The sequence below is a fragment of the Asanoa sp. NPDC049573 genome, from assembly GCF_040676615.1.
Taxonomy (GTDB): domain Bacteria; phylum Actinomycetota; class Actinomycetes; order Mycobacteriales; family Micromonosporaceae; genus Asanoa.
In genome coordinates this window covers 86,435-108,468 of record NZ_JBFAPI010000019.1, presented here as the reverse complement: position 1 = coordinate 108,468, position 22,034 = coordinate 86,435, and the positions used below count along the sequence as shown (strand labels likewise).

Annotated in this window: 24 protein-coding genes; 10 read left to right on the top strand and 14 right to left on the bottom strand. The window is 72.3% G+C overall.

The genetic code is table 11. The features are described from left to right. Nucleotides 1-13: 13 nt before the first annotated feature. Nucleotides 14-1,225, bottom strand: coding sequence for an MFS transporter (locus AB0J74_RS32045; protein WP_363454638.1), 1,212 nt, complete (start codon nt 1,223-1,225; stop codon nt 14-16). 44 nt (nt 1,226-1,269) lie between these two features. Between AB0J74_RS32045 and AB0J74_RS32040 the strand changes: the two genes are divergently transcribed. Together AB0J74_RS32040 and AB0J74_RS32035 are read left to right on the top strand one after the other, a co-directional pair. Next, nucleotides 1,270-1,623 (top strand): MerR family transcriptional regulator, encoded by a 354-nt coding sequence (locus AB0J74_RS32040; protein ID WP_363454636.1) that lies wholly within the window; start codon nt 1,270-1,272, stop codon nt 1,621-1,623. A 20-nt stretch (nt 1,624-1,643) separates the two neighbouring features. Next, a complete protein-coding gene (locus AB0J74_RS32035; protein ID WP_363454634.1) occupies nt 1,644-2,648 on the top strand; it encodes a hypothetical protein in 1,005 nt (334 codons plus the stop codon). Here AB0J74_RS32035 and AB0J74_RS32030 read toward each other — a convergent pair. Then, nucleotides 2,627-3,019, bottom strand: coding sequence for an MmcQ/YjbR family DNA-binding protein (locus AB0J74_RS32030; protein WP_363454632.1), 393 nt, complete (start codon nt 3,017-3,019; stop codon nt 2,627-2,629). The two genes, AB0J74_RS32035 and AB0J74_RS32030, sit on opposite strands and share 22 nt — an antisense overlap. 29 nt (nt 3,020-3,048) lie before the next feature. Further along, nucleotides 3,049-3,228, bottom strand: coding sequence for an antitoxin (locus tag AB0J74_RS32025; protein ID WP_363454630.1), 180 nt, complete (start codon nt 3,226-3,228; stop codon nt 3,049-3,051). 102 nt (nt 3,229-3,330) lie between these two features. Here AB0J74_RS32025 and AB0J74_RS32020 point away from each other — a divergent pair, with 102 nt between their 5' ends. From AB0J74_RS32020 to AB0J74_RS32000, 5 genes are all read left to right on the top strand, one after another. Further along, nucleotides 3,331-5,361, top strand: coding sequence for a molybdopterin-dependent oxidoreductase (locus tag AB0J74_RS32020; RefSeq protein WP_363454628.1), 2,031 nt, complete (start codon nt 3,331-3,333; stop codon nt 5,359-5,361). After that, complete coding sequence (locus AB0J74_RS32015; RefSeq protein WP_363454626.1) at nt 5,361-5,690, top strand: multidrug efflux SMR transporter; 330 nt, start codon at nt 5,361-5,363, stop codon at nt 5,688-5,690. The genes AB0J74_RS32020 and AB0J74_RS32015 overlap by 1 nt, the downstream gene beginning before the upstream one ends. A gap of 80 nt (nt 5,691-5,770) precedes the next feature. Further along, the gene (locus AB0J74_RS32010) at nt 5,771-6,829 is read left to right on the top strand and encodes a hypothetical protein (protein ID WP_363454624.1); all 1,059 of its coding nucleotides are present in this window, start codon (nt 5,771-5,773) and stop codon (nt 6,827-6,829) included. Between the two features lie 19 nt (nt 6,830-6,848). Continuing rightward, a complete protein-coding gene (locus AB0J74_RS32005) occupies nt 6,849-7,535 on the top strand; it encodes an alpha/beta hydrolase (protein WP_363454622.1) in 687 nt (228 codons plus the stop codon). A 38-nt stretch (nt 7,536-7,573) separates the two neighbouring features. Then, the gene (locus AB0J74_RS32000) at nt 7,574-8,131 is read left to right on the top strand and encodes a M23 family metallopeptidase (RefSeq protein ID WP_363454684.1); all 558 of its coding nucleotides are present in this window, start codon (nt 7,574-7,576) and stop codon (nt 8,129-8,131) included. Here AB0J74_RS32000 and AB0J74_RS31995 read toward each other — a convergent pair. The 11 genes from AB0J74_RS31995 to nikB form a co-directional block, all read right to left on the bottom strand. After that, nucleotides 8,128-9,105: a 2-hydroxyacid dehydrogenase gene (locus AB0J74_RS31995; protein WP_363454620.1), complete on the bottom strand. Its 978-nt coding sequence runs from the start codon at nt 9,103-9,105 to the stop codon at nt 8,128-8,130. The genes AB0J74_RS32000 and AB0J74_RS31995 overlap by 4 nt on opposite strands. 5 nt (nt 9,106-9,110) lie before the next feature. Then, on the bottom strand, nt 9,111-10,538 hold the full coding sequence (locus AB0J74_RS31990) for an FGGY-family carbohydrate kinase (protein ID WP_363454618.1): 1,428 nt from the start codon (nt 10,536-10,538) through the stop codon (nt 9,111-9,113). After that, on the bottom strand, nt 10,535-11,131 hold the full coding sequence (locus AB0J74_RS31985) for a histidine phosphatase family protein (RefSeq protein WP_363454616.1): 597 nt from the start codon (nt 11,129-11,131) through the stop codon (nt 10,535-10,537). Before AB0J74_RS31985 ends, AB0J74_RS31990 begins: the two co-directional genes overlap by 4 nt. Further along, complete coding sequence (locus tag AB0J74_RS31980; RefSeq protein WP_363454614.1) at nt 11,128-12,528, bottom strand: FGGY family carbohydrate kinase; 1,401 nt, start codon at nt 12,526-12,528, stop codon at nt 11,128-11,130. Before AB0J74_RS31980 ends, AB0J74_RS31985 begins: the two co-directional genes overlap by 4 nt. Nucleotides 12,529-12,531: 3 nt before the next feature. Continuing rightward, nucleotides 12,532-14,037, bottom strand: coding sequence for an ABC transporter substrate-binding protein (locus AB0J74_RS31975; RefSeq protein WP_363454612.1), 1,506 nt, complete (start codon nt 14,035-14,037; stop codon nt 12,532-12,534). A gap of 17 nt (nt 14,038-14,054) precedes the next feature. Then, nucleotides 14,055-14,834, bottom strand: coding sequence for an endonuclease/exonuclease/phosphatase family protein (locus tag AB0J74_RS31970; protein ID WP_363454610.1), 780 nt, complete (start codon nt 14,832-14,834; stop codon nt 14,055-14,057). Nucleotides 14,835-14,917: 83 nt separating this feature from the next. Continuing rightward, entirely contained in the window at nt 14,918-15,559 is a 642-nt protein-coding gene (locus AB0J74_RS31965) for a histidine phosphatase family protein (RefSeq protein ID WP_363454608.1), read from the bottom strand. Beyond that, entirely contained in the window at nt 15,556-16,563 is a 1,008-nt protein-coding gene (locus AB0J74_RS31960; protein ID WP_363454606.1) for an oligopeptide/dipeptide ABC transporter ATP-binding protein, read from the bottom strand. The genes AB0J74_RS31965 and AB0J74_RS31960 overlap by 4 nt, the downstream gene beginning before the upstream one ends. Further along, nucleotides 16,547-17,545 carry an ABC transporter ATP-binding protein gene (locus tag AB0J74_RS31955; RefSeq protein ID WP_363454604.1) on the bottom strand — a complete coding sequence of 333 codons (999 nt, stop codon included), beginning with the start codon at nt 17,543-17,545 and terminating at the stop codon, nt 16,547-16,549. The genes AB0J74_RS31960 and AB0J74_RS31955 overlap by 17 nt, the downstream gene beginning before the upstream one ends. Beyond that, nucleotides 17,545-18,450, bottom strand: a complete 906-nt coding sequence (locus tag AB0J74_RS31950; RefSeq protein ID WP_363454602.1) for an ABC transporter permease — start codon at nt 18,448-18,450, stop codon at nt 17,545-17,547. Before AB0J74_RS31950 ends, AB0J74_RS31955 begins: the two co-directional genes overlap by 1 nt. 2 nt (nt 18,451-18,452) lie before the next feature. Next, nucleotides 18,453-19,376 carry a nickel ABC transporter permease gene (gene nikB / locus AB0J74_RS31945; protein ID WP_363454600.1) on the bottom strand — a complete coding sequence of 308 codons (924 nt, stop codon included), beginning with the start codon at nt 19,374-19,376 and terminating at the stop codon, nt 18,453-18,455. Between the two features lie 224 nt (nt 19,377-19,600). Between nikB and AB0J74_RS31940 the strand changes: the two genes are divergently transcribed. The 3 genes from AB0J74_RS31940 to AB0J74_RS31930 are packed head-to-tail and all read left to right on the top strand — an operon-like array spanning nt 19,601 to nt 21,984. After that, nucleotides 19,601-20,563: a DUF6772 family protein gene (locus tag AB0J74_RS31940; RefSeq protein ID WP_363454598.1), complete on the top strand. Its 963-nt coding sequence runs from the start codon at nt 19,601-19,603 to the stop codon at nt 20,561-20,563. Nucleotide 20,564: 1 nt separating this feature from the next. Beyond that, on the top strand, nt 20,565-20,900 hold the full coding sequence (locus AB0J74_RS31935) for a hypothetical protein (RefSeq protein ID WP_363454597.1): 336 nt from the start codon (nt 20,565-20,567) through the stop codon (nt 20,898-20,900). A gap of 10 nt (nt 20,901-20,910) precedes the next feature. Then, the gene (locus tag AB0J74_RS31930; RefSeq protein WP_363454595.1) at nt 20,911-21,984 is read left to right on the top strand and encodes a LacI family DNA-binding transcriptional regulator; all 1,074 of its coding nucleotides are present in this window, start codon (nt 20,911-20,913) and stop codon (nt 21,982-21,984) included. The last annotated feature ends 50 nt before the right edge of the window (nt 21,985-22,034 follow it).

Below are 22,034 nucleotides of genomic sequence, written 5' to 3'. Positions count from 1 at the left end.
TCCGGTTGGAAGCCTAGGCGACCGCGGCGCGGGCCCAGTGCCGCTCGATGAGCGCGCAGCCGAAGCCGGCCACCGTGACGATCAGCGCCAGGGCCACCCAACCGGCCCGGCCGCCGTCGATGCACAGCGTGATGACGATGACCGGTGCCACCGCCTCGACGAAGCCGTGGCCGAGCCCGATGACGCCCTGGTACTGGCCCTGCGCTTCCGGCCGGGCCAGCGCGAAGGACAGTTCGAACGTGCCGGCCGCCTGCCACACCTCGGCCAGCGAGTGCACCAGCACCGCGACCAGCAGCAGGGCGACCGCGATCCACGCCGACGGGCCGGACGCCAGGGCCATCAGAACCCAGGCCACCAGGAACAGCGGGCCGGACCGGGCCAACAACCGGGCCGCCGTACGTGGGCCGTCGATCGACCGCGTCGCGGGGATCTGGGCGATGGCCACCGTGACCGCGGCCACGAACAGCACCAGGGCGGCCATCGATCGGGGCGCGGCGGTCCGCAGGACGATCCACACCGGCAGCGCCTGGACCAGCACCCAGTACTGCAGGCTCGCGACCGACGACGCGGCGGTGAAACTGAGGTAGCGGCGGTCGCGCAGGGCCAGCCAGCGCGCCTCGTCCGGCCCGGCCGCGGCGGTCCGGGTCGGTGGCAGGTGTGGCAGCCGGGCCAGCACGGCCGCGGCGAGCAGGAAAGTGACGGCGTCGGTGAGCACCAGCATCACGTACGCCGGTCGGCTGTCGATGGCCAGCACCACCGCGGACCCGAGCATGCCCACGGCCAGTCCGACGTTGGTGACCGCGCGCAGGTAGGTCCGCAGCGCGGCGCCCTTGCCCGGCTCGGCCAGCACGCCGATCAACGCGCCGCGGGCGCTTCCCGAACCGGCCCGGCCGACCGCCGCGACGGTCGCCACCAGGATCAGCGTCGCGACGTCGTGCACGAGCAGCAGGCTGACGCTGGCGACGGCCTCGACCAGCATGGAAGCGATGACCACCGAGCGGGCACCGCGCCGGTCGGCCTGGTCGCCGACGAAGACCCCCGCGCCGAAGCCGATCAGCGAGCCGACGGTCAGGCCGATGCCGGCGGCGGCCGGGCTCAGGCCGGCCGACCGGATGAGGAAGATGGTGCCCGCGGACAGGAACAGTCCCATTCCGACGGTGTTGATCAGGGTCGACAACGCCATCAACCGCTGTCGGGGGTCCGCTGGATAGAGTTCGATCGGCATGGCTGGACGGTAAGGTTTGACACCCGTGTGAAGGTCAAGAGGCGATGATGCTCATCAATCAGTTGGCTCACCGCACCGGTGTCAGCACCCGCGCGCTACGCCACTACGACCAGCTGGGCCTGCTGTCGTCGCGGCGGCTCGGCAATGGCTACCGCGACTTCGACGAGTGCGCGGTCGAGGAGGTGCGCCGGATCCGGCTGCTGCTCGACATCGGTCTCGGCCTGCAGGCGGTGGCGCAGGTGCTGCCCTGCTTCGATCGCGACGGGGTGCTGACCGCCTGCCCGACCGCCCGTGAGCGGCTGCGCGGCCAGATCCGCGAGCTCGACGGCTCGATCGCCGCGCTGCAGCGCACCCGCGGCCTGCTCGCCGGCGCGCTGGACAACCTCGTCGAGACCTAGGACGGCGTAGCGTCGGGATCATGGAGATCCGCGGGCTGAACTACGACACCGGCCAGACGCTCGACGACTTCCACACGCGGTCCAGCTTCGACGACGACGCGGTGCGGCGCGATATGGCGGTCATCGCCGGTGACCTGCACGCGACCGCGGTGCGGATCTCCGGCGACGATCCCGACCGGATCCTGGCCGCCGGCCGGCACGCGGCCGCCGCGGGGCTCGACGTGTGGTTCTCGCCGTTTCCCTATAACCTCGCCCCCGACGAGCTGGTCGAGCACCTGCGTCGCGCCGCCGAGAAGGCCGAGCAGCTGCGGACGGCCGTGGAGCGCGAGGTCGTGCTCGTGCTCGGGTGCGAGATGACGCTGTTCAGCAAGGGCTTCGTGCCGGGTGCGGGGCTGTCCGAGCGGGCCGAGACGATGATGAGCCCGGCGACCTGGGCGACCCGGGAAGGCCGTACACCCGTGTTGGAAGGCTTCGAACGGGCCCGGGTGGTGCAGCGGGACACGGTGGCGCGGGCCCGTGAGGTGTTCGGTGGGCGGCTGACCTACGCGTCGGGGATCTGGGAGCAGGTCGAGTGGGACCAGTTCGACGTGGTCTCGGTCGACGGTTATCGCGACGCCGACAACGCCGGCACCTACACCGAGGAACTGCGGGCCTACCAGCGGTTCGGCAAGCCGGTCGTGGTCACCGAGTTCGGCTGCTGCACCTACCGGGGTGCGGCCGACCGCGGCGGTCTGGGTTGGACGATCGTCCAGGACGACCGGTCGATCCCCGCCGAGTACGTGCGCGACGAGGCCGAGCAGGTGCGCTACCTGCACGAGTTGGACGCCGTCTTCGACGCCGTCGGGGTGGCGGGCGCGTTCTGGTTCACCTTCGCCGGCTTCGAGTTGCCGCATCTACCCGACGACCCGCGGCACGACCTGGACCTGGCCTCCTACGGCGTGGTCGCGGTCAAGCGCGGCGGCGGGTGGGAGCCCAAGCTGGCCTACCACGCACTGGGTGCGCTCTACGGCTCGGCGGCCAGGTAGGCCGCGGACAGCCGGCTCGGCGCCTTGGCCAGCCAGCCGTCGACGAGCGCCGCCTGGAGCGCGGGTTCGGCGACCTCGTCGAGCGCGATCAGCACGGCGGCGTACCCGTTGAAATGCGGGATGGTGAAGACGCCGGGCGTGCCCGCGGCGAGGACCGCCTCCTTCTCGGCGAGGTCACCCACCGCGGTGGCGACAATCACGCCCGCTGGCACCGGCTCGGGGCCGTATCGCTTGATGTCGGCCTTGCTGAACGGCCGCTCCCAGGCGAAGACCTTGTCCGCCACCGACCAGGCGCGGTTGCCGTGCCGCCGCACCTCCGTGGTCTCCGGCAGGCGCGCCGCCAACCGGGACACGTCGTCCAGGGTTGCCATGCGTAGCAAGCTACGGCAACCCGAGACGGTTATGGCATCGTGTCGCCCTCGCCGGTGCGCTTCTGGCCCTCGTCGACACCCCTGTCGATCTTGTCGCCGTACTTACCGCCGCTCCGCTCGTCGATCTTGTCGCCGGCCTTCTGCATGCCCTGGTCGACCTTGTCGTCGTGCTTGCCGGCCATGCTCTTCAGACGATCCATAAATCCCATGCCGGCCGTCTTCCCCGGGCCGTCCCGTGCAAACCGACCCCGCCGCTGACCTGCGGGAAATGCGAGAGATGGTGTCGCTGGGGCTGACGTAGCATCCGGGGCATGGCTCGGAGCACCCACCGCGGCGCCTGCCCGCTCGACTGTCCGGACACCTGCACCTGGCAGCTCACCGTCGAAGACGGCCGGGCAGTCGAGATCCGGGGTGACGCGGACCACCCGTTCACCCGGGGCGCGCTCTGCGGCAAGGTCAACCGCTATCTCGACGCGGTCAACGGCCCCGACCGGCTGACCCGGCCGATGGTGCGGGTCGGCCCCAAGGGCGCCGGCCCGATCGCCTTCCGGCCGGCCAGTTGGGAGGAGGCGGTCGGCCGGGTCGCGGCCGGCCTCACAGCGAGCATCGAGCGGCACGGCCCGGAGTCGATCCTGCCGTTCTACTTCGCCGGCACGATGGGCGACGTGCAGGGCTACTCGATGGGCCAGCGGCTCTTCGCCCACCTCGGCGCCAGCCGGCTGCGCACCACGATCTGCACGGCGGCGGCCAACGCGGCGCTGGAGTCGCTATACGGCGGAATGGTCGGGTTCGAGCCCGAGTCGATCGTCGAGGCCCGGCTGATCGTGCTGTGGGGCGCCAACCTGCTCTCCACGCATCTGCACCTGTGGCCGTTCGTGCAGGAGGCCCGCCGCCGCGGCGCACACGTGGTCGCGATCGACCCGCTGCGCACCGATACCGCTGGCCGCAGCGACACCCACATCGCTCCGCTGCCCGGCACCGACGGCGCGCTCGCCCTCGGTTTGATGCGGCACGTCGTCGACGCCGGCGCGGCCGACCGCGAGTGGCTCGACGCGTACGTCGACGGCTGGCCGGAGTTGGAGCGGAGGCTGGCCGACTGGCCGGTCGAGCGGGCCGCCGCCGAGTGCGGGCTCGACCCGGCCGTGCTGCGTGATCTCGGTGATCGCATAGCGACCACCCGGCCGACCGCCATCAAGGTCGGCCTCGGCCTGCAGCGGCACGCCGGCGCCGGCCAGGCGGTCCGGGCGATCTGCGCGCTGCCCCTGGTGACCGGCGACTTCCGCTATCCCGGCGGTGGCGCCCTGTGCATGACGTCCGGGCATTTCCCCGCCCCGGCGGCCCCGGTCATGCGCCCGGCCGACCTGCCGCAGCCGTCGGCCCGTGAGGTCAACATGAGCCGGCTCGCCGCGGTGCTGACCGGCGAGGCCGACCCGCCGGTCACGTCGCTGGTGGTCTTCGACGCCAACCCGGCCTCGACCTCGCCCGACCAGACCCGGCTGCGCACCGGCCTGAACCGTGCCGACCTGTTCACCGTGGTGCTGGAGCAGCGCTGGACCGACACCTGCGACTACGCCGACGTGGTGCTGCCGGCCACCATGCAGCCGGAGCATCTCGACCTGATCAGCTCCTACGGGCACCACTACACGACGCTCAACCTGCCGGCCACGACTCCGCCGGGGGAGGCGCTGCCCAACACCGAGATCTTCCGGCGGATCGCGGCCGCCCTCGGGCTCGACCACCCACGGCTGCGCGACAGCGACGAAGACATCGTCCGCCAGGTGCTGGCCGGTGGGCCGGTCACGTTCGAAGAGTTGGCCGAGCGCACCTATGCCCGCACCACCGGGGTCGCGGTGGGCAGCGCGCCGTTCGCCAAGGGCGGCTTTCCGACGCCGACCGGCCGGGCCCGGCTGCACCAGCCGGCGCTGGCCAGGCAGGGCGTCGACCCCCTGGTCGGCTACACGCCGCCGGCGCAGCGGCACGGCGACGGGCTGGTGCTGATCGCGGCGGCCGGGCGGTTCTTCCTCAACTCGACGTTCGGCTCGCTGCCGTGGCACGAAAAGAAGATGGGTCCGCCCCGGATCCATCTTCATCCCGACGACGCGGCCGCGCGGGGGCTCGCCGACGGCGCGGCGGTGAGCGTGCACAACGCCAACGGCGCCTTCGACGCGGCGGTCGCGGTCGACGATGCGGCCCGCCCCGGTGTCGCCTTCACCTTCAAGGCCTACTGGGCCCGGCGCAGCACCGGCGGCAACACGGTCAACGCGGTGACGGCGGTGCGCGACGCCGATCTCGGCGGCGCACCGACCTTCCACGACACGAGAATCGAGCTGTCCCCGAGGTGATGTGGTTCTGGCTGGGTGGCGCCATCCTCTCCGAAGTGGCGGCCACGCTGTCGCTGCGCGCGTCGGCCGGGTTCACCCGGATCGTACCGACGGTGATCCTGGTGGTCGGTTACGCGTTCTCCTTCTTCGCCCTCTCGCAGGCGCTCAAGCTGGGCATGAACATCGGCGTGGCCTACGCCGTGTGGTCCGCGATCGGTGTCGCCCTGATCGCCACGATCGGCGTGGTGTTCCTGCGCGAGTCGTTGTCGCCGATCCAGGTCGGCGGCCTCGTCCTGATCATCGCGGGAGTGGTCGCGCTGGAGTTGGGGCGGTCGAGCAGTGTCGGTTAGCTGACCGTCCACAATCGGCAACCCTCCAGCGAGGTCTTCCCGTCTTGGGTGGCACACACCTCGATGGAAGGACTCCAGCCATGTTCGCGTTCCCGACCCGCACCGCCGCCCGCACCGCCCTCGGCCTAGCCCTCGTCGCCGTCGCCGGCAGTGCCGTCGCCTGCTCCGCCAGCGCCACGCCGGTCGCCAGCAGCCTGCCCGAGATCGTCCCCACCGTCGGCGCCGAGGCACCGCAGGCCACGCCGCTCGCGGCCGAGCCGGTCACGCTGTCCCACGGCAAGCCCAAGCCGCTCACCGCCGACGAGGTGCGCGACGCCACCTTCACCGTTCCGCGGTGGACGGGATCGGACTGCCCCTCGGGCCCGGTCCGGTTCACCGACGGCCGGCACGTGTTCGGTGGCCCGCGCGACAACATCGCGTTCGGCCCCGACGTGGTGATCGCCGATGCCGACCACGACGGCGACCAGGACGCCATCGTCCTGCTGCGCTGCCGGCCCGGCGAGTTCGACCTGCGCCAGGTGGTCGTCGTCACGCGGGCCGGCACCAACGGCGTCCGCCTGCTCGGCCAGGTCGCCACCGAGGTGCCGCAACCAAGCGCGCTCGGCCGGATCCACGACATCGGCGCGCTCGATCGGGGCCGCGTGCAGCTGCTCTGGAAGGACGCCGGGGCCGGTGGGGCCATCCAGTTCCGCTTCTACGGCTGGACCGGCAACGGCTTCCGCCAGGTCGCCGGACCGACCCGGTTCGGCCCCGACGTCGCCGTTTCGGTGGCCGGTCCGGTGCGGGCGAGCCGCGACGAGTTCGGCGCCTGGAAAGGCAACCTCGTGGTCACGGTGCGGAACGAGGGTGCCCACCCGGTGAGGTACCCGTTGCTCAACGTCCGGTCGACCAACGGCGGCGTGCACTCGGTCATCGGCGCCCGCCGCGGCAGCGAGGTGCACGTGGTGCAGGACGGCGCCAGCCGCATCGACCAGATCACGCTGCCGGACCTGGCGCCGGGCCAGTCCCGCACCGTGACCATCCAACTGTTCTTCGGCGGTGACAGCGACCCCGTTTCCGGCACCGTCCGGATGGACATCGCCGGTGACGTCGACAACGCCGACAACGAGGCCGCCTACCAGGTGACGACCGAAGGCTGACCGGCATAGGGTCCGGAGCATGACCGAGTACGCGTACGCCGGGCGGGTCCGGCTGGCCTATCGCAGGCTGGCCGGCCCGTCCGGCGCCGTGCCGATGGTGCTGCTGCACGGCGGTGGGGGCGACGGCAGCACCTGGGACACGCTCGCACCGCGGTTCGCCCGGCACCGCCCCGTCTACGTGCCCGACCTGCGCGGGATGGGCGACAGCGAGCGCACGGGCCCCTACTCGGTGACCGGTTTCCGCGACGACCTGCTGGCCCTGCTCGACGCGCTGGCCCTCGACCGGGTGGTGCTGGTCGGCCACTCGCTCGGCGGCCTGGTCGGCCTGCTGGCCACCCTGGCCGCGCCGAAGCGGATGGAGGCGCTGGTGCTGGAGGAGTGCCCCCCGCCGGTGCCGCTGGGCATCCCCGTCCCGACCGGGCTGCCGGAGACGGCGCCCTACTACGACCGCGAGGTCCGCCCGTCGGTGCTGGCCGCGCTGAACGCGCCTGATCCACAGTGGTGGGACGAGCTGGCCGGCATCCCGGTGCCCGTGCTGGTCGTCGCCGGCGGGCCGCGGAGTTTTCTGCCGCAGGACCCGATGGCCCGGATGGCGGCCCGCATCCCGGCCGGTGAGCTGGTCACGATCCCGGTCGGCCACTTGGTGCACCCCACCGAGCCCGACGCGTTCGCCACCGCTGTCGAGACATTCCTGGCCGCCCGGTGACCGCCGCGCAACGGCGCGGCACGGCCGCTGGCGTCGCCATCGTCGTGGTGACCGTGCTGGGCCTGCTGGTGGTCGACCGGCTCCGCCGGCCCGGGCCGCGCCCGCTCTTCCAACTCCCGGTGGCCTGCGGTGAGACCTGGCGGCTGTCGACCTACCCCGGCCACGACGACTTCGACGTCGACCTGTTCCCGACCGAGGGCGAGGCGTGGGGCCGGCCGGTGCTGGCCGCGGCCGGCGGCACGGTCGTCGAATCGGGGATCAACGGCGCGCTGGGCGGGCGGAATCCGGCACACCCGCAAGGACCCAAGGGCCGCGGCGGTGGCTACTGGGTGAAGATCGACCACGGCGACCGCTGGGAGACGCAGTATCTGCACATGCTGGAACCGCCACTCGTCGGGGTGGGCGACGACGTCGCGGCCGGCCAGCAGATCGGCAAGGTCGGCAGCACCGGCGACTCCGGGGCACCACACCTGCACTACGAGCAGCGCCGGGCCAGAGAGAAGACCGAGGCCTCCTTCGGCGGGGAGCGCTCGGGAATCACCACCGACGATCACGAATACACGGTCGAGCGCACCAGCCGGAACTGCGGGTCCTAGCGGGCGTAGGCGGCGACCTCGGCCGCGGCCAGGCGCGCGGCGCGGGCCGCGGTCTCCCGGGTCGCGCCGGCCAGGTGCGGGGTCAGCACGACACGGGGTGCGTCGCGCAGGCGCGAGCCGGCCGGCAGCGGTTCGGCGTCGAACACGTCGAACGCCGCGCCGCCGAGGTGCCCGCGGTCGAGCGCGTCGACCACGGCGGCATAGTCGAGCAACCCGCCCCGGGCCGTGTTCACCAGCACGGCGCCGCGGGGCAGCCGCGCCAGTTCGGCCGCGCCGATCATGCCGGCGGTCTCCGGGGTCAGCCGGGCGTGCAGGCTCAGTACCGCCGAGCGGTCGAGCAGTTCCGGGAGGTCGACGGCGGTGGCGGCGTCGAGGGTGGCCGGGTCGGCGTAGGGGTCGTGCACCAGCACCCGGGCGTCGAACGCGGTCAGGATCCGGCCGACGCGGCGCCCGATCGCCCCGTAGCCGACCAGCCCGACGGTGCTGCCCGCCAGTTCGCCGCCGACCTGGTCGAGCGCGTAGAGGTCGCTGCGCCACTCGCCCGCCCGTACGCCGGAATCGCGGTCGGGTATCTGGCGCAGGGCGGCGAGCATCAGCGCGATCGTGTGCTCGGCCGCGGCCACGGCGTTGCGCCCGGGTGTCGAGCGCACCGTCACGCCGGCCGCCGCCGCGGCGTCGAGGTTGACGTTGACCGGCCCGCCCCGGCAGACCACCAGCAACCGCAGCGTGTCGGCGGCGGCGAGCACCCGGGCGGTGAACGGCGCCATCTGGGTGATGGCCACCTCCACACCGGACAGTGCCGCGATCAGCGCGTGCTCGTCGCCGGAGGCCTCGTCGACCTCGGCCACCTTGCCGAACGGGACGAGCGGCCAGGGCAGGGTGAGGGTCCGGATGTCGAGCCCGGCGACGTCGCCCAGGGCGGCGACGATCAGGTCGTTGGTGACGAAGTGGTCGCCGGCGACGAGAACGCGCATGGTGGTCAGCTCCAGTTCGGTCGGGCCTGCGCGATCTGCGCCAGGTATCGGTCGTAGCCGGCGGCGTAACGGTCCGGCGCGACGGGCTCGAAGATTCTGCCGGCGAGCGTCCAGCCGGCCGGCTCGGCCGCCACTGTGGACAGTGCGGCCAGCGCCGCGCCGCGGGCGCCGATCTCCTCGCCGGCGAGCACCCGCACCGGGCGGTCGAGCACGTCGGCGAAGATCTGGGCCCAGCCCTGTGCGGCGACGCCGCCGCCGCACGCGGTCAGCGCGCCGGTCAGCTCCGCCGCCGTCAGGCAGTGCCGGGCGCTGTAGGCGATCGCCTCGCAGGTCGCCCGCACCACGTCGGCCGGCGCATGCCCGAGGTGCAGCCCGTCGATCCGGCCGCGGGCCCGGGGCGCGACGAACGGTGCGCGCTCGCCGGCCTCGGCGAAGAAGGGCAGCACGGTCAGCTCGCCGGACCGGCCCGCGTCGAGCAGCGCCGGCAGGTCGGCCACGGTGGCCCCGACGAGCCTCAGCACCCAGTCGAGGGCCGCGGTGCCGACCATCGCCGGCAGCGCCCGCAACCACCGGCCGGGTTGCCAGGTGCTCAGCGTCAGCCCGGCCGGCTCGCCGCCGGTGTCGACCGCGTCCCGGAGCACCTGGCAGGCCAGTGTGGTGCCGACGGTGAGTAGGCCGTCTCCGGGCGAGCGGACCCCGGCACCCCAGGCCGAGGCGGGTAGGTCGTAAGGCGCGCCGACCACCGGCAGGCCGGCCGGCAGACCGGTGTGCGCGGCGGCGGCCGCCGACAGCGGGGCGTGCGGTGCGTCGAGGACCGGGGCCAGCAGCTTCCGGCGGTGTTCGAGCCCGCAGGCGGCGATCAGGTCATCGGCATAGCCGCGGGTGTGCGGATCGAGGAACGGCGCCGACGCGTCCGACGGGTCGGTCGCCCGCAGCCCGGTGAGCCGCTGCACGACCATGTCCTTGCAGTAACCGGCGGTCGCGGCCCGGTCGAGGGCGGCCGGCTCGTGCGCGTCGAGCCAGGCCAGCAACGGCCCGGCGCTGCCCGGGAACGGGTAGTTGCCGGTCCGCCGGTAGGCCCGCTCGGCCAGACCGTCCGCCGTCCAGCGATCGAGGATCGGCGTGGCCCGGGCGTCCAGCCAGGAGATCGCCGGACGGACCGGCTCGCCGTCGCGGTCGAGCAGCCACAGGCCGTCGCCCTGCGCGGTGATCCCGACGGCGGCGACCGGGTTGGGCAGCCGTTGCCGCAACTCGCGCAACACCTCGACGACCGACCCGTAGACCGCGCCGGCGTCCTGCTCGTAGCGCCCGTCGCCGGCCCGGTGCAGCACGGTCGGCCGGGCCGCGCGGGCCAGCGCCACCCCGGCCGGATCGAACGCGACGGCCTTGGTGACGGTGGTGCCGGCGTCGACGCCGATGACGATCTCGTTCATCGCGGCGCGTTGTAGGAGAGGACGCCGACCGGCTCGGGGAAGCGCAGCGTGGTGGTCGAGGTCGGTTCGAGGGCGGGGAACCGGCGGCGGTAGTCGGACAGCGGCACGCCGAGCACGGCGCAGGTGACCAGCCGGATCAGCGTGCTGTGCGCGACGACCAGGACCTGTTGCCCGGCGTACGCCGCGGCCAGTTCGGTCAACGCGGCCAGCGCCCGGTCGACCGCCGCGCCGGGCGGTTCGCCGCCCGGGAAGTGCCCGGCCACCGGGTCGGCCTCGAACCGGGCCACTGCCGCCGGGTCGGCGGCCCGCATCTCGTCGAGCGTGTGCCCCTCGGCCACGCCGAAGTCGAGTTCGCGCAGCCGCGGGTCGACCCTTGGCACCAGCCCGGTCACCGCCGCGGCGGTCTGCCGGGCCCGCTGGAGTGGCGAGCAGGCCAGCGCCGCGAAGCCGGCGCCGGCCGCCCAGGCGCCGAGGCGGGCCGCCTGGGCCACACCGACCTCGTCGAGCGGCACGTCGCTGCGGCCCGTGTAGCGGTTCGGGTGGTGCCAGGCGGTGCGCCCGTGCCGGGCCAGCACCACGGTCGTGTGCGTCAAGACGGCTCCTTGGCTGCGGCGGCGAGTGCGGGGTCGACGTAGCCGCGCTCGGCGAGGGCGTCGACGAGGCGGGCGAACGGCTCGGCGAATCGATCGCCGGCCCGCGGCTCCAGCGTGCCGGCGATCCGGACCATGCGCGCGGCGGCCGCGGTCAGGTCGCCGTCGCCGGCCGCCGCGACCACCGCCATGCCGAGGGCCGGCTCGGCCGTCGCCGGCAGCGTCACCGCGCGGCCGAGCACATCGGCCCGTAGCTGCGACCAGTAGCGGCTGCGGGTCGCCCCGCCTGTCAACGAGAGTGGCCCGCTCGTGTCGGCGCCGAGCCGGCGCAGGTGGGCGTAGCTGAGCCGCTCGACGAAGGCGACACCCTGCAACACCGCGGCATAACGGTCGGCGTCGCCGGCCGGCTGGCCCAGCGTGAACGCGGTCGCGTCGGGTCGCACGAACGGGAAGCGCTCGCCCCGCCCGCGCAGCGGGTAGACGACCGCGCCGGCCGGCTCGTGGGCCGCCGCGGCCCGGTCGAGCGCTTCGCGGTCGGCGCCGGGGAACCGGTCGTCGACCGCTGCGGCGCCCACATTGGACGCACCACCGGGCAGCCAGCCGCCGTCCGGGTGCCGGTGCGAGTAGACCGCGCCGGACGGGTCGGTCAGCCGGTCGGCGGTGACACCCTTGAGCACCAGGGTGGTGCCGAGCACCGAGTTCCAGCTTCCCGGCGCCAGCGCGCCGGCCGCGACCTGCGCGGCGCAGCCGTCGGTCAGCCCGGCGCGGACCGGGACGCCGACCGGCAGCCCCGTGTGTGCCGCGCCGGCCGGGCCGACGGTGCCGATCGTCGTGCCGGGCCGCACCACGGCCGGCAGCGCGGTCGGCGGGATGCCGGGCGCGTGCCAGCCCTGGTCGTAGCCGGTCTTGAGGGCGCTGGTCCAGTCGGTGGCGACCCGGCCGCCGGTCAACCGCTCGGCCAGGTGGTCGCCGCAGTGCCGCAGGGCCAGGCCGCCGCCCTCCAGCCCGGCCCGCACGCCGGCCGGGCCGTGCTCGAGCAGCCAGCGCAGCTTGGGCAGGGCCCAGGTGCGCTGCGCGCCGGGCTCGTCGGTGGCGCGGGCGTCGTCGTACATCAGGGCCGGGGTGTGTGGTCGTCCATCGCGGTCGGCGAGCAGGAAGGTGCCCGAGGTCGCGCAGATGGCGAGGCCGCCGACCCGGGCCGGGTCGACCTCGCGCAGCGCCGCCCGGAACGCGTCGCCGAGCGCCGCCCACCAGGCCGCCGGGTCCTGCTCGTGCCGCTCGCCGTGCCGGCGGCCGGTCAGTGGCACGCCTGCGCGCGCCACCACCGTGCCGTCGGCCGCGGCGAGCAGCACGCGCAGGCTCTGCGTGCCGACGTCGACGCCTGCCCACAGGTCGGTCATCACTTATCCGATCGACACCTTGGCGAAGTCCGGGCGACCGTTGACCGGCATCTCGAACCCCTGGACGTTGTCGCGGACGGCGTAGTTGTTCTTCAGGTCGACCGGGAAGACGGCGACCGCGTCGTCCCAGAGCATCTTGTCAGCCTGGGCGTAGAGCGTCTTGCGCTCGTTGGGGTCGAGCGACGCGCGGGCCTGGGCCAGGATCGCGTCCAGGTCCTTGTTGCAGTAGCCCAGCCGCTTGGCGGCGCAGGTGTAGAGCCGGTTCAGGGTGAAGTCGGCGTCGCCCGTGCCGGTGGTGTTGGTCTGCAGGTTCATGTCCCAGTTGAGCGCGCCGAAGTCCTTGAGCCAGGTGGCCCGCTCCTTCTCCTGCGGCTGCACCTTGATGCCGGCCTTGGCCCAGTCCGAGATGAACGCCTGTGCCATCGCCTTGATGTTGGGTCCACCCTCCAGCGGCCACTGCATCGAGATCTCGATGCCGTTGGGATAGCCGGCCTGGGCCAGCAACTGCTTGGCCAACTCGGTGTCGTGCGACGGCGGCTCGAGCTGGGTCGCGCCGAAGACCGCCTGGGTGACCGGCGACCGGCCGACCGTGCCGAGGTCGCCGAACAGGCCGCTGATGGTGCCCTGCAGGTCGAGCGCGTGCAGCAGGGCCTGGCGGACCCGGACATCGTCGAACGGCTTGCGGTTCTGGTTGAACCAGACGAAGTAGTAGTTGTAGCTGTCACCGGTGCCGTATTTCACGCCATCCACATCGGACACCTCGGCGACCTGGTCCGGCGGGATCGACGCGAGGACGTCGACCTCGTTGTTGGACAGCGCGGTCACCCGGGCGGCGACCTCGGGCATGTCGAGGATCTCCAGCCGACCCACCTTGGCCTTCTCGCCCCAGTAGCCCTCGTTGCGGGTCAGCACCACCTTGTCGTCGGGGCTGAACGAGTCGATCTTGAATGGTCCGGTGCCGACCGGCTTCTGCCAGTAGGCGTCGTCTCCGACCTTGGCACCCTGGCCGATGAAGATCAGCGACAGGCTGCTCGGCAGCGTGCCCAGGGGCGCCGAGGTGCGTACGGTCAGCGTCTTGTCGTCGGTGGCCTCGATCGCGGTGACCGTCGAGAGCAGCGGAGCCAGCGAGCCCTTGAGTGAGATCAACCGTTCGATCGACCCCTTCACGTCGGCGGCGGTGAACGGCGTGCCGTCGCTGAACTTCACTCCCTCGCGCAGGTGGAAGACCCAGGTCTTCGGGTCCGGGGTGTCCCACGAGGTGGCCAGCTTGGGTGCCGGCTGGCCGTTGTCGATGACGGTGAGGGTCTCCAGCGCCTGTTGCACCGTGGTCTGCACGGGCTCCTCGGCGGGGTACTGCTGTACGTCGAGCGAGACCGGGAACAGCTGCGGCGCGTACCGCAGCACCTGGTCTGCGGTGTCACCGGAATCGTCGCCGCTGCTGCAGGCCGCGAGGCCGAGCACCAGCGTGGCCGCGACGAGGACGCGCGCGGCACGAGAGTTTGCGGTCATTGCCTCTCCTTGGTCGGTCAACCGGGTGGCAGGGTGTAGGTGGCCGCGACGGGCTTGTGGTCCGAGGGCGCGATGCCGTCTGAGAAGAACTCGACGACCTCGCTCGACCGGGTGGTGATCGGCCCGCGTGCGAAGATCCAGTCGATGGCCTTGGCCGGAGAGCCCAGCGGGGAGAGCCGGGTGCCCCGGCCGGTGGCGAAGGGTAACGGCGCGACCGGGTGGGTGACCGGCGACGTCCGGCCCAGCGCGGTGAAGGAGTCGAGGAAGCCGCCGTTGCCGAGCACCCACAACGGTTCGCCGATATCGTTGATGTCCACTGTGAACAGGCAGGGTGCGGTGCCGGCGATCTCGTCGAGCGCCGCGACCACCGCCTCGGCCTGGCCGGTGCGCCGGTTGGCCCGGTCGGCCCGCTCCTCGCGGTGGCCCGGCCAGGTCAGGTGCGCGGTCGCGAAGACCAGGTCGGTGCCGGCGGCCCGCAGCCGCACCCAGAAGAGCCGGGCGTGCTCGTCGAGGATGCCGACGTCGCGTGCGCCGTGCTCGAGGTGGCCGAACACCTCGCTGCGCCACCACAGGTTGCTCTGCACCGCCCAGCCGGGAAAGTCGTCGTGCACCCGCTCGTGGCCGGGCAGTGCCGCGTCGACGACGGCGCGGGACCCGGGGCGCAGTTCCTGCGTCGCCAGCAGGTCCGGCGGGCGGGTCTCCAGCAGGTCGCGGATCGCCGGCTCGCGCCGCTCCAGGTGGGCGTCGCCCCACAGGTTGTAGGTCATGGCGACGAAGGTGAACGAACCGGTGAGCATGGCTTCCCTTCCTGAGCGGTCAGTCGGCTTGGCCGGCACCTGCGGTGCCGGTTAGTCGGCTTGGCCGGCACCCGCGGTGCCGGTTAGTCGGCCCCGCCGGTGGCCCCGGCCGCGGTCGGCTGGTTGTAGGCGACCAGCGCGTGGGTGGCGTCCGGGCCGCCGTAGTCGATGACGGTGAGCGAGCAGTTGACCGGCGGCGAGAACTGGCGGTGGCCGGGCGGCGGCACCCGCAGCGCGGCGGCCGCGGCCACCCGGATCGAGCCGCCGTGTGCGAACGCCACCACCGTGCCGGCGCCGACCTCGGCCGCGGCTTCGGTCAGGGCCGCCCAGACCCGCTCGCGCAGTTCGGCGAACGTCTCGCCGCCGCCACGGCGCACGTCCACACCCCGCTCGAACTCGGCGAGTCGCTCGGGATGCGCGGCGGCGACCTCGGCGAACGTCCGCCCGGTCCAGTCGCCCACGTCGATCTCGCGCAGCCGGGCGTCGACCCGCACCGGGACGCCGCCGAACCTGCTCTCGTAAGCGGCGGCGGTGTCGCGGGCCCGCGGCAGGTCGCTGGTGAGCACCAGGTCGGCGGTGCCGAACCCGGCCTCGACGATCGCGGCGGCCACCTCGGCCTGAGCAAGGCCGCGCTCGGTCAGCCCCGAGTCCGCCTGACCCTGGTAGCGCTTCTCGGTGTTCCAGAGCGACTCGCCGTGCCGGACCAGGACCAACCGCACGCTCACGCCGCCACCTCGCTGGGTAGTTCGGGAAAATGACAGGCCGCGGGATGTTCGTCGAGCCGGTCGACCAGCGCCGGCTCCTCGCTCGCGCACCGCGGCTGCGCCTTCCAGCACCGGGTGCGGAACCGGCAGCCGCTCGGCGGCGACACCGGCGACGGGATGTCGCCGGACAGGATGATCTCCTGCCGTGGCGGCGCCGCCCACGGCCGTGTCACCGGCACCGCGGAGAGCAGCGCCTGCGTGTATGGGTGCACCGGAGCCGTGAAGACCTGCTCCCGGCTGCCGCGCTCGACCACCTTGCCGAGATACATCACCGCGACGTCGTCACACAGGTGGCGGACCACCGACAGGTCGTGCGCGATGAACAGGTAGGACAGCCCGAGGTCGGCCCGCAGGTCGGCGAGCAGGTTGAGCACCTGGGCCCGCACCGACACGTCGAGCGCCGACACCGCCTCGTCGCAGATCACCAGGCGGGGCCGCAGCGCCAGGGCCCGGGCGATGCCGACCCGCTGGCGCTGCCCGCCGGAGAACTGGTGCGGGTAGCGGTCGGCGTGGTCCGGGTTGAGCCCGACCCGGGCCAGCAGGTCCTTCACCTCGCCCGGCCACCGGTCGCGGGGCACGACGCCGGGGTGCACCCGCCACGCCTCGCTGATGATCTGCTCCACCGTGAGCCGCGGGTTCAGCGACGCGTACGGGTCCTGGAAGACCATCTGGATCTGCCGTCGGCTCTGCCGCAACTCGGCTCCGGACAGTGCCAGCAGGTCGCGCCCCTCGAATCGGACCGTGCCGGACTCTGGCTTCTCCAGGCCGATGACCGTGCGGGCCAGCGTGGTCTTGCCCGAGCCCGACTCGCCGACCAGGCCCAGCGTGCGGCCGGCGGCCAGGTCGAAGGAGACCCCGGCGACGGCCTGCACGGCGCCGACCTTGCGCTGCAGCAGCGCGGACCGGATCGGGAAGCTGGTGTGCAGGTCGCGCACCGACAGCAGCGGTTCAGCGGGCGACGCCATCGGTGACCACCTCCTCGGCGTGGTGGCAGGCGGCCAGGTGGGTCGCGGGCCGGGTCGGCACGGGCAGCAACGGTGGTCGCTCGGCGGCGCAGACCTCGGTGGCGAAGGCACAGCGGGGCCGGAACGGGCAACCGCCGGGCAGCCGGGTCAGGTCGGGCGGCGCTCCGGGAATGGGGGTCAACCGGTCGCGCCGGTCCGACACCTCGGGGATCGAGGCCATCAGACCACGGGTGTACGGGTGCCCCGCTGCTTCGTACACCTCGCGCAGCGGTCCGGTCTCGGCGACCCGGCCGGCATACATGATCATGACTCGGTCGGCGACGCCGGCGACCACGCCGAGGTCATGCGTAATCATGATCATCGACATCCGGTGCTCGGCCTTGAGCTCTGCCAACAGTGCCATGATCTGCGCCTGCACGGTCACGTCGAGCGCGGTCGTGGGCTCGTCGGCGATCAGCACCTTGGGTTGCAGCGCGAGCGCCATCGCGATCATCACGCGCTGCCGCATGCCGCCGGAGAACTGGTGCGGGAAGTCGTCGACCCGGCGCGCGGCGGCCGGGATGCCGACCCGTTCCATCAGCTCGATCGCCTTGCGCCGGGCCTCCGCCCGGGACGCGCCGCGCCGGCGCCGGAACGGCTCGCCGATCTGGGTGCCGACCCGGAACACCGGGTTGAGCGAGCTCAGCGGGTCCTGGAAGACCATCGCCAGGTCGGTGCCGTTGAGCCGGCGGCGTTCGGCGGCGGGCCGGGCGAGCAGGTCGGTGCCTCCGTAGCGGATCTCGCCGCCGGTGATCCGGCCGGCCGGACGCGGCACCAGGCCCATCAGCGCCTGCGCGGTGACGCTCTTGCCGCTGCCGGTCTCGCCGAGCACCGCGAGCGTCTCGCCCTCGGCCAGGTCGAAGCTGACCCCGTCGACCGGGGTGATGGTGCCGGCCCGGGTGCGGAAGCGCACGGTGAGGTCGCGCACCGACAACAACGCCATCACATGCTCCTCAGCCGGGGGTCGAACCGGTCGCGCAGGGCGTCGCCGAGCACGCCGAAGCTGATCACCAGGATGGCCAGGAAAATGCCGGGGATGGTGGAGATCCACCACGCGTTGGACAGGTAGTCGCGGCCGTTGGCGATGGTGACGCCCCAACTCGGGGTGCCGGCCGGGGTGCCGAGACCGAGGAAGCTCAGCGACGCCTCCGCCAGGATCACGTGCCCCAGCTCGACTGTCGCCACGACCAGGATCGGGGCGACGGCCGAGGGCAGGATCGTGCGGGTGACCAGGTGCCACGAACGGGCGCCGAGGGTCCGCGCCGCGTCGACGAAGTCGCGCTCCTTGATGCTCAGCACCTGGCTGCGGGTGACCCGCGCGAACGTCACCCAGTTGGAGATCGACAGCACGATCACGATGTTGACGACGCTCGGCCCGAGGACCGACGCGATGAAGACGGCCAGCAGGATCGACGGGAAGGTGAGCTGCACGTCGGCGAGGCGCATCAGCACCGCGTCGAGCCAGCCGCCGAGATAGCCCGCGGCCAGCCCGGCCGCGACCCCGATGATCCCGGCGAGCAGCAGGGTCGCGACGCCGACGGTGATCGAGACCCGGGCGCCCTGCATCATCTGCGCGAGCACGTCCTGGCCGACCTGGTCGGTGCCGAAGAGGGCGAAGCTGCCGTCGGGGAGCGTGGTGCCGGGCGGCTTGAGCCGGGCGCCGAGGTCGGTGGCGACGGAGTCGTACTTCAGCAGGATCGGTCCGAAGATCGCGGCGAGCACGTAGAGCCCGATCACGACCAGCGAGCCGATGATCCGGGCCCGGCCGAGCGGCTTGCTTGTTCTCGGTGCCATGTCGACGGGCGGCGGCAGGTCCGTCGCCGGCGCCGCGACAGCGGTGCGGTCCATGCTCACCGTCCCAGTCGGATGCGCGGGTCGAGGTAGCCGTAGAGGACGTCGACGATCAGGTTGATGACGACGAACCCGGCGGCGATCAGCAGGATGGCGGCCTGGACGACGTTGTAGTCGCGGGCCGAGATGGAGTCGATCAGCAGGCGCCCGGAGCCCGGCCAGGAGAAGACCGTCTCGACGACGACCGCGGTGCCGAGCAGCTTGCCGAACTCGATGCCGGCCACCGTGACGATCGGGATCAGCGCGTTGCGGATGGCGTGCGGAAAGATCACCACCCGTTCGCCCAGCCCTTTGGCCCGGGCGGTCTGGATGTAGTTCTCGTGCACGACGTCGAGCAGCCCGCTGCGGGTGAGCCGGATCAGGATCGCGATGACCGGCAGGGCGAGCGTCAGGCCCGGCAGGATCAGCCGGTCGAGCCCGCCACGGCCGCCGCTGGCCAGCCAGTTGAGCTGCCGTGCGAAGACCAGGATGAACACGATGCCGATCCAGAACGACGGCATCGACTGGGAGAGCAGGGCGAACACCGAGACCACCCGGTCGGTGAACCGGTTGACCCGCAGCGCAGCCAGGACGCCGAGGCCGATGCCCAGGACCAGCGCGATCACCATCGCGGTGACCGCGAGTTGCAGCGTCGCGGGCAGCCGGTCCAGAACCAGGCCCATCGCGTCCCGGTGGTAGCGGTAGGAATCGCCGAAATCGAATCTCGCGACGTCGCTCAGATAGTGCCCGTATTGCACGGGCAGTGACCGGTCGAGCCCCATCTGCGTGCGCAATGCCGCGATCTCTTCCGCGGTCGCGTCGGAGCCCAGAATGAGCTGCGCCGGGTCTCCAGGAACGAGTCGCAGCACCAGGAACACAATCGTCACCGCGCCCCAGAGGACGAACAGCGCGAAGACGATGCGCCGGATCAGATACGCCGTCATGGTCGGTCCTATTGCTACGTTAACGTTAATGGAGCTGCTGGCCGATGCTAGGTGTCCGGTCCACCCCCGTCAAGCATCGTGAGGAACTCTCCGGTATGGAACGTGGGCATGACCTGGGCGAACGTCTCTCGATCTCGCTGCCGTGGCTGGCGCCGACCCTTGACGCCCTTCTCGCATTAACGTTAATGTCCGTCCGCGACACCAACCTTTTCCAGGAGCGCTGGATGACCACATCGGAGCGGCCCGACACGGCCGCCGAACTTCGTGACGCGATCAGGTCGGCCGACCCCCGGTTGTCGAAGTTCTCGCCGTTGCGGCGGATTCTCGCCCACGACGACTTCAATTCCGGAACGCACGGCTGGACCGAGTTGTTGGGCAACTACAACGGTCGCGGCGACCTTTCCACGGTCGACGACCACATGCGCGACTTCCGGCCACCGCAACTGTCGTCGTGCACGTTCTTCGACATCGGCACGCACGGCGCGATGAGCGGCACCTACGCGCTCAAGCTGGCCACCCGACCCTACGAAGGCCACACCGCGACGGCGATCCGCCGGCTCACCATGAGCGGCCGGGGGCTCCTGCAACTCGAGGCCTACTTCACCTTCAAGGCCGAGGCGACCGTCGACCCGTCCGGCAGCGACCGGTTCGGCGATGTCACCTGGGACGGCAACCTGCACCCGTCGGAGGCGCAGTTCGGCTGCTTCACGGTGGCCACCGACCTGTGTGGCGACGGCGGCCTGCGCTACCACACCGTCGCGCGCTACCTGAACACCTCGCTCGACAACCAGCTCGCCCGCCAGTGGGTCTACCCCGTGGTGCCCGAGCCGACGCCCCGCGAGCACCTGGAGGGCAAGGTCAAGCTGGGCTACGGCGCCGACTTCACCGCGCCCAACCCCGACGACTGGAAGCCGTTCGGCGAGCCGCAGGAGCTCTGCTACAACGAGGTGCCCACCAAGGTCAACTGGCACTACCTGCGCTGGCTGATCGACACGAAGGCCCGGCGCAGCGTCGAGTTGCAGGTCAACGACCGGCTGATGGACATGTCCGATGTCCCGGTGCCGCCCTATGCGGAGCGCTACGACTCCCTGGAGAACCTGCTCAACTTCTACTTCTCCGTGCGGACCCACTCGACCGTCCGCAACTTCCTCTTCCTGGATTCCGTTCTCATCTCCACGGAGTGGTGACATGCGGCAGGCACTGACAGCGGTCCTCGAGCGGGACACGACGTTCACCGGTGACTTCGTCACCGAGCCCTACGAGGCGGCCTGGGCCGGCGAGGCACGCTGGTTCGTGCACACGCTGGCCACCGCCGGCGACGACCTGGCCGTGCGGCTGGCCACCCAGATCTCGCCGGACGGCCTGACCTGGTGCGACCTCGACGGCGAGGAGCACCTGGTCACCGCCGCCGGCCTGGTCACCTGGCCGGTCAGCGGTTTCGGCCAGTGGCTGCGGTTGCGTGGCACGTTGGCTGGCGACCATCCGTCGGCCACAATGCGTATCTATCTGACCGCCAAGAGCTGAGGGCACGGGGATGGTTGAGGGCCGCAGGCACACGTTGCGCGACATCGCGGCGACGCTCGACCTGTCGGTCAACACCGTCTCCCGCGCACTGTCCGGAAAGGACGGCATCGGCGCGCGCACCCGCGCGCTGGTGCGTGCCGAGGCCGAGCGGGTCGGCTACGTGCCCAACACGCTGGCCCGCTCGCTCGTCCTCGGCTCGGCGATGACCTTCGGGCTGGTCATCACCAACCCGTCCAACCCCTTCTACGCACAGCTCATCTCCGGCATCGAGGTGCGCGCCCGGGCACACGGCTACTCGATGCTGCTCGCGGTCACCGACGAGTCCGAGGAGATCGAGGCGCGCGCGGCCGAGTCGTTGCTGCGCTCCTCGGTCAGCGGCGCGATCGTCGTGCCGGTGCAGGGCAAGGTCGACCCGTGGCGCCGGCTGGGCGGGGTCGGCGTGCCGACCGTGCTGATCAACCGCGACCTGCCCGACCTCGGCTACCACTTCGTCGGCACCGACAACGAGGTCGGCGCCTACCAGGCCACCGCGCATGCGATCGCCCGCGGCGCGCGCTCGATCGTGGTCCTCGAGGAGGACCTGCCCATCACCACGATCGCCGACCGCGTCGCTGGCTTCCGCCGGGCGATGGCCGAAGCCGATCTGCCGGTGCCCCGGGGCAGCGTGATCTCGGTGCCCACCCGCCGCTACGAAGAGGCGGCGCTGCCGTGGCAGCCCGAGCAGGCCTACCGGGTCGCGCGCCGGCTGCTGCGCCGGGCCACCTTGCCCGACGCGGTCGTGGTCGGCAACGACTACTTCGCGCTCGGCCTCTACCGCGCCCTACACGAGCAGGGCCTCAAGGTCCCCGGCGACATGATGGTGATCGGCTTCGGCGACTACCCGTTCTCCGAGTTCCTGCTGCCGTCGCTGACGACGGTGCGGCTGCCCGCGCAAGAGGTCGGCAGCACCGCGGTCGACCTGCTGCTGGAGCAGATCGCCGACGGACCCGGCACGGAGCCCCGCAAGCAACTCATCGCACCAACCCTGGTAACCCGGGACTCCACCGGTCCGGCGATTCCGCGAAGCCGGATCCCGCACACCTGAACGACGGCTAGGCTTCTTATTGGCAGGGGTGGCATTCGCGCGCGCCGCGC

Coding starts and splice junctions, on each gene's coding strand:
- AB0J74_RS32045 (WP_363454638.1), bottom strand. CDS start 1,225: ATGCCGATCGAACTCTATCCAGCGGACCCCCGACAGCGGTTGATGGCG.
- AB0J74_RS32040 (WP_363454636.1), top strand. CDS start 1,270: ATGATGCTCATCAATCAGTTGGCTCACCGCACCGGTGTCAGCACCCGC.
- AB0J74_RS32035 (WP_363454634.1), top strand. CDS start 1,644: ATGGAGATCCGCGGGCTGAACTACGACACCGGCCAGACGCTCGACGAC.
- AB0J74_RS32030 (WP_363454632.1), bottom strand. CDS start 3,019: ATGGCAACCCTGGACGACGTGTCCCGGTTGGCGGCGCGCCTGCCGGAG.
- AB0J74_RS32025 (WP_363454630.1), bottom strand. CDS start 3,228: ATGGGATTTATGGATCGTCTGAAGAGCATGGCCGGCAAGCACGACGAC.
- AB0J74_RS32020 (WP_363454628.1), top strand. CDS start 3,331: ATGGCTCGGAGCACCCACCGCGGCGCCTGCCCGCTCGACTGTCCGGAC.
- AB0J74_RS32015 (WP_363454626.1), top strand. CDS start 5,361: ATGTGGTTCTGGCTGGGTGGCGCCATCCTCTCCGAAGTGGCGGCCACG.
- AB0J74_RS32010 (WP_363454624.1), top strand. CDS start 5,771: ATGTTCGCGTTCCCGACCCGCACCGCCGCCCGCACCGCCCTCGGCCTA.
- AB0J74_RS32005 (WP_363454622.1), top strand. CDS start 6,849: ATGACCGAGTACGCGTACGCCGGGCGGGTCCGGCTGGCCTATCGCAGG.
- AB0J74_RS31995 (WP_363454620.1), bottom strand. CDS start 9,105: ATGCGCGTTCTCGTCGCCGGCGACCACTTCGTCACCAACGACCTGATC.
- AB0J74_RS31990 (WP_363454618.1), bottom strand. CDS start 10,538: ATGAACGAGATCGTCATCGGCGTCGACGCCGGCACCACCGTCACCAAG.
- AB0J74_RS31980 (WP_363454614.1), bottom strand. CDS start 12,528: ATGACCGACCTGTGGGCAGGCGTCGACGTCGGCACGCAGAGCCTGCGC.
- AB0J74_RS31975 (WP_363454612.1), bottom strand. CDS start 14,037: ATGACCGCAAACTCTCGTGCCGCGCGCGTCCTCGTCGCGGCCACGCTG.
- AB0J74_RS31970 (WP_363454610.1), bottom strand. CDS start 14,834: ATGCTCACCGGTTCGTTCACCTTCGTCGCCATGACCTACAACCTGTGG.
- AB0J74_RS31960 (WP_363454606.1), bottom strand. CDS start 16,563: ATGGCGTCGCCCGCTGAACCGCTGCTGTCGGTGCGCGACCTGCACACC.
- AB0J74_RS31955 (WP_363454604.1), bottom strand. CDS start 17,545: ATGGCGTTGTTGTCGGTGCGCGACCTCACCGTGCGCTTCCGCACCCGG.
- AB0J74_RS31950 (WP_363454602.1), bottom strand. CDS start 18,450: ATGGACCGCACCGCTGTCGCGGCGCCGGCGACGGACCTGCCGCCGCCC.
- nikB (WP_363454600.1), bottom strand. CDS start 19,376: ATGACGGCGTATCTGATCCGGCGCATCGTCTTCGCGCTGTTCGTCCTC.
- AB0J74_RS31940 (WP_363454598.1), top strand. CDS start 19,601: ATGACCACATCGGAGCGGCCCGACACGGCCGCCGAACTTCGTGACGCG.
- AB0J74_RS31935 (WP_363454597.1), top strand. CDS start 20,565: ATGCGGCAGGCACTGACAGCGGTCCTCGAGCGGGACACGACGTTCACC.
- AB0J74_RS31930 (WP_363454595.1), top strand. CDS start 20,911: ATGGTTGAGGGCCGCAGGCACACGTTGCGCGACATCGCGGCGACGCTC.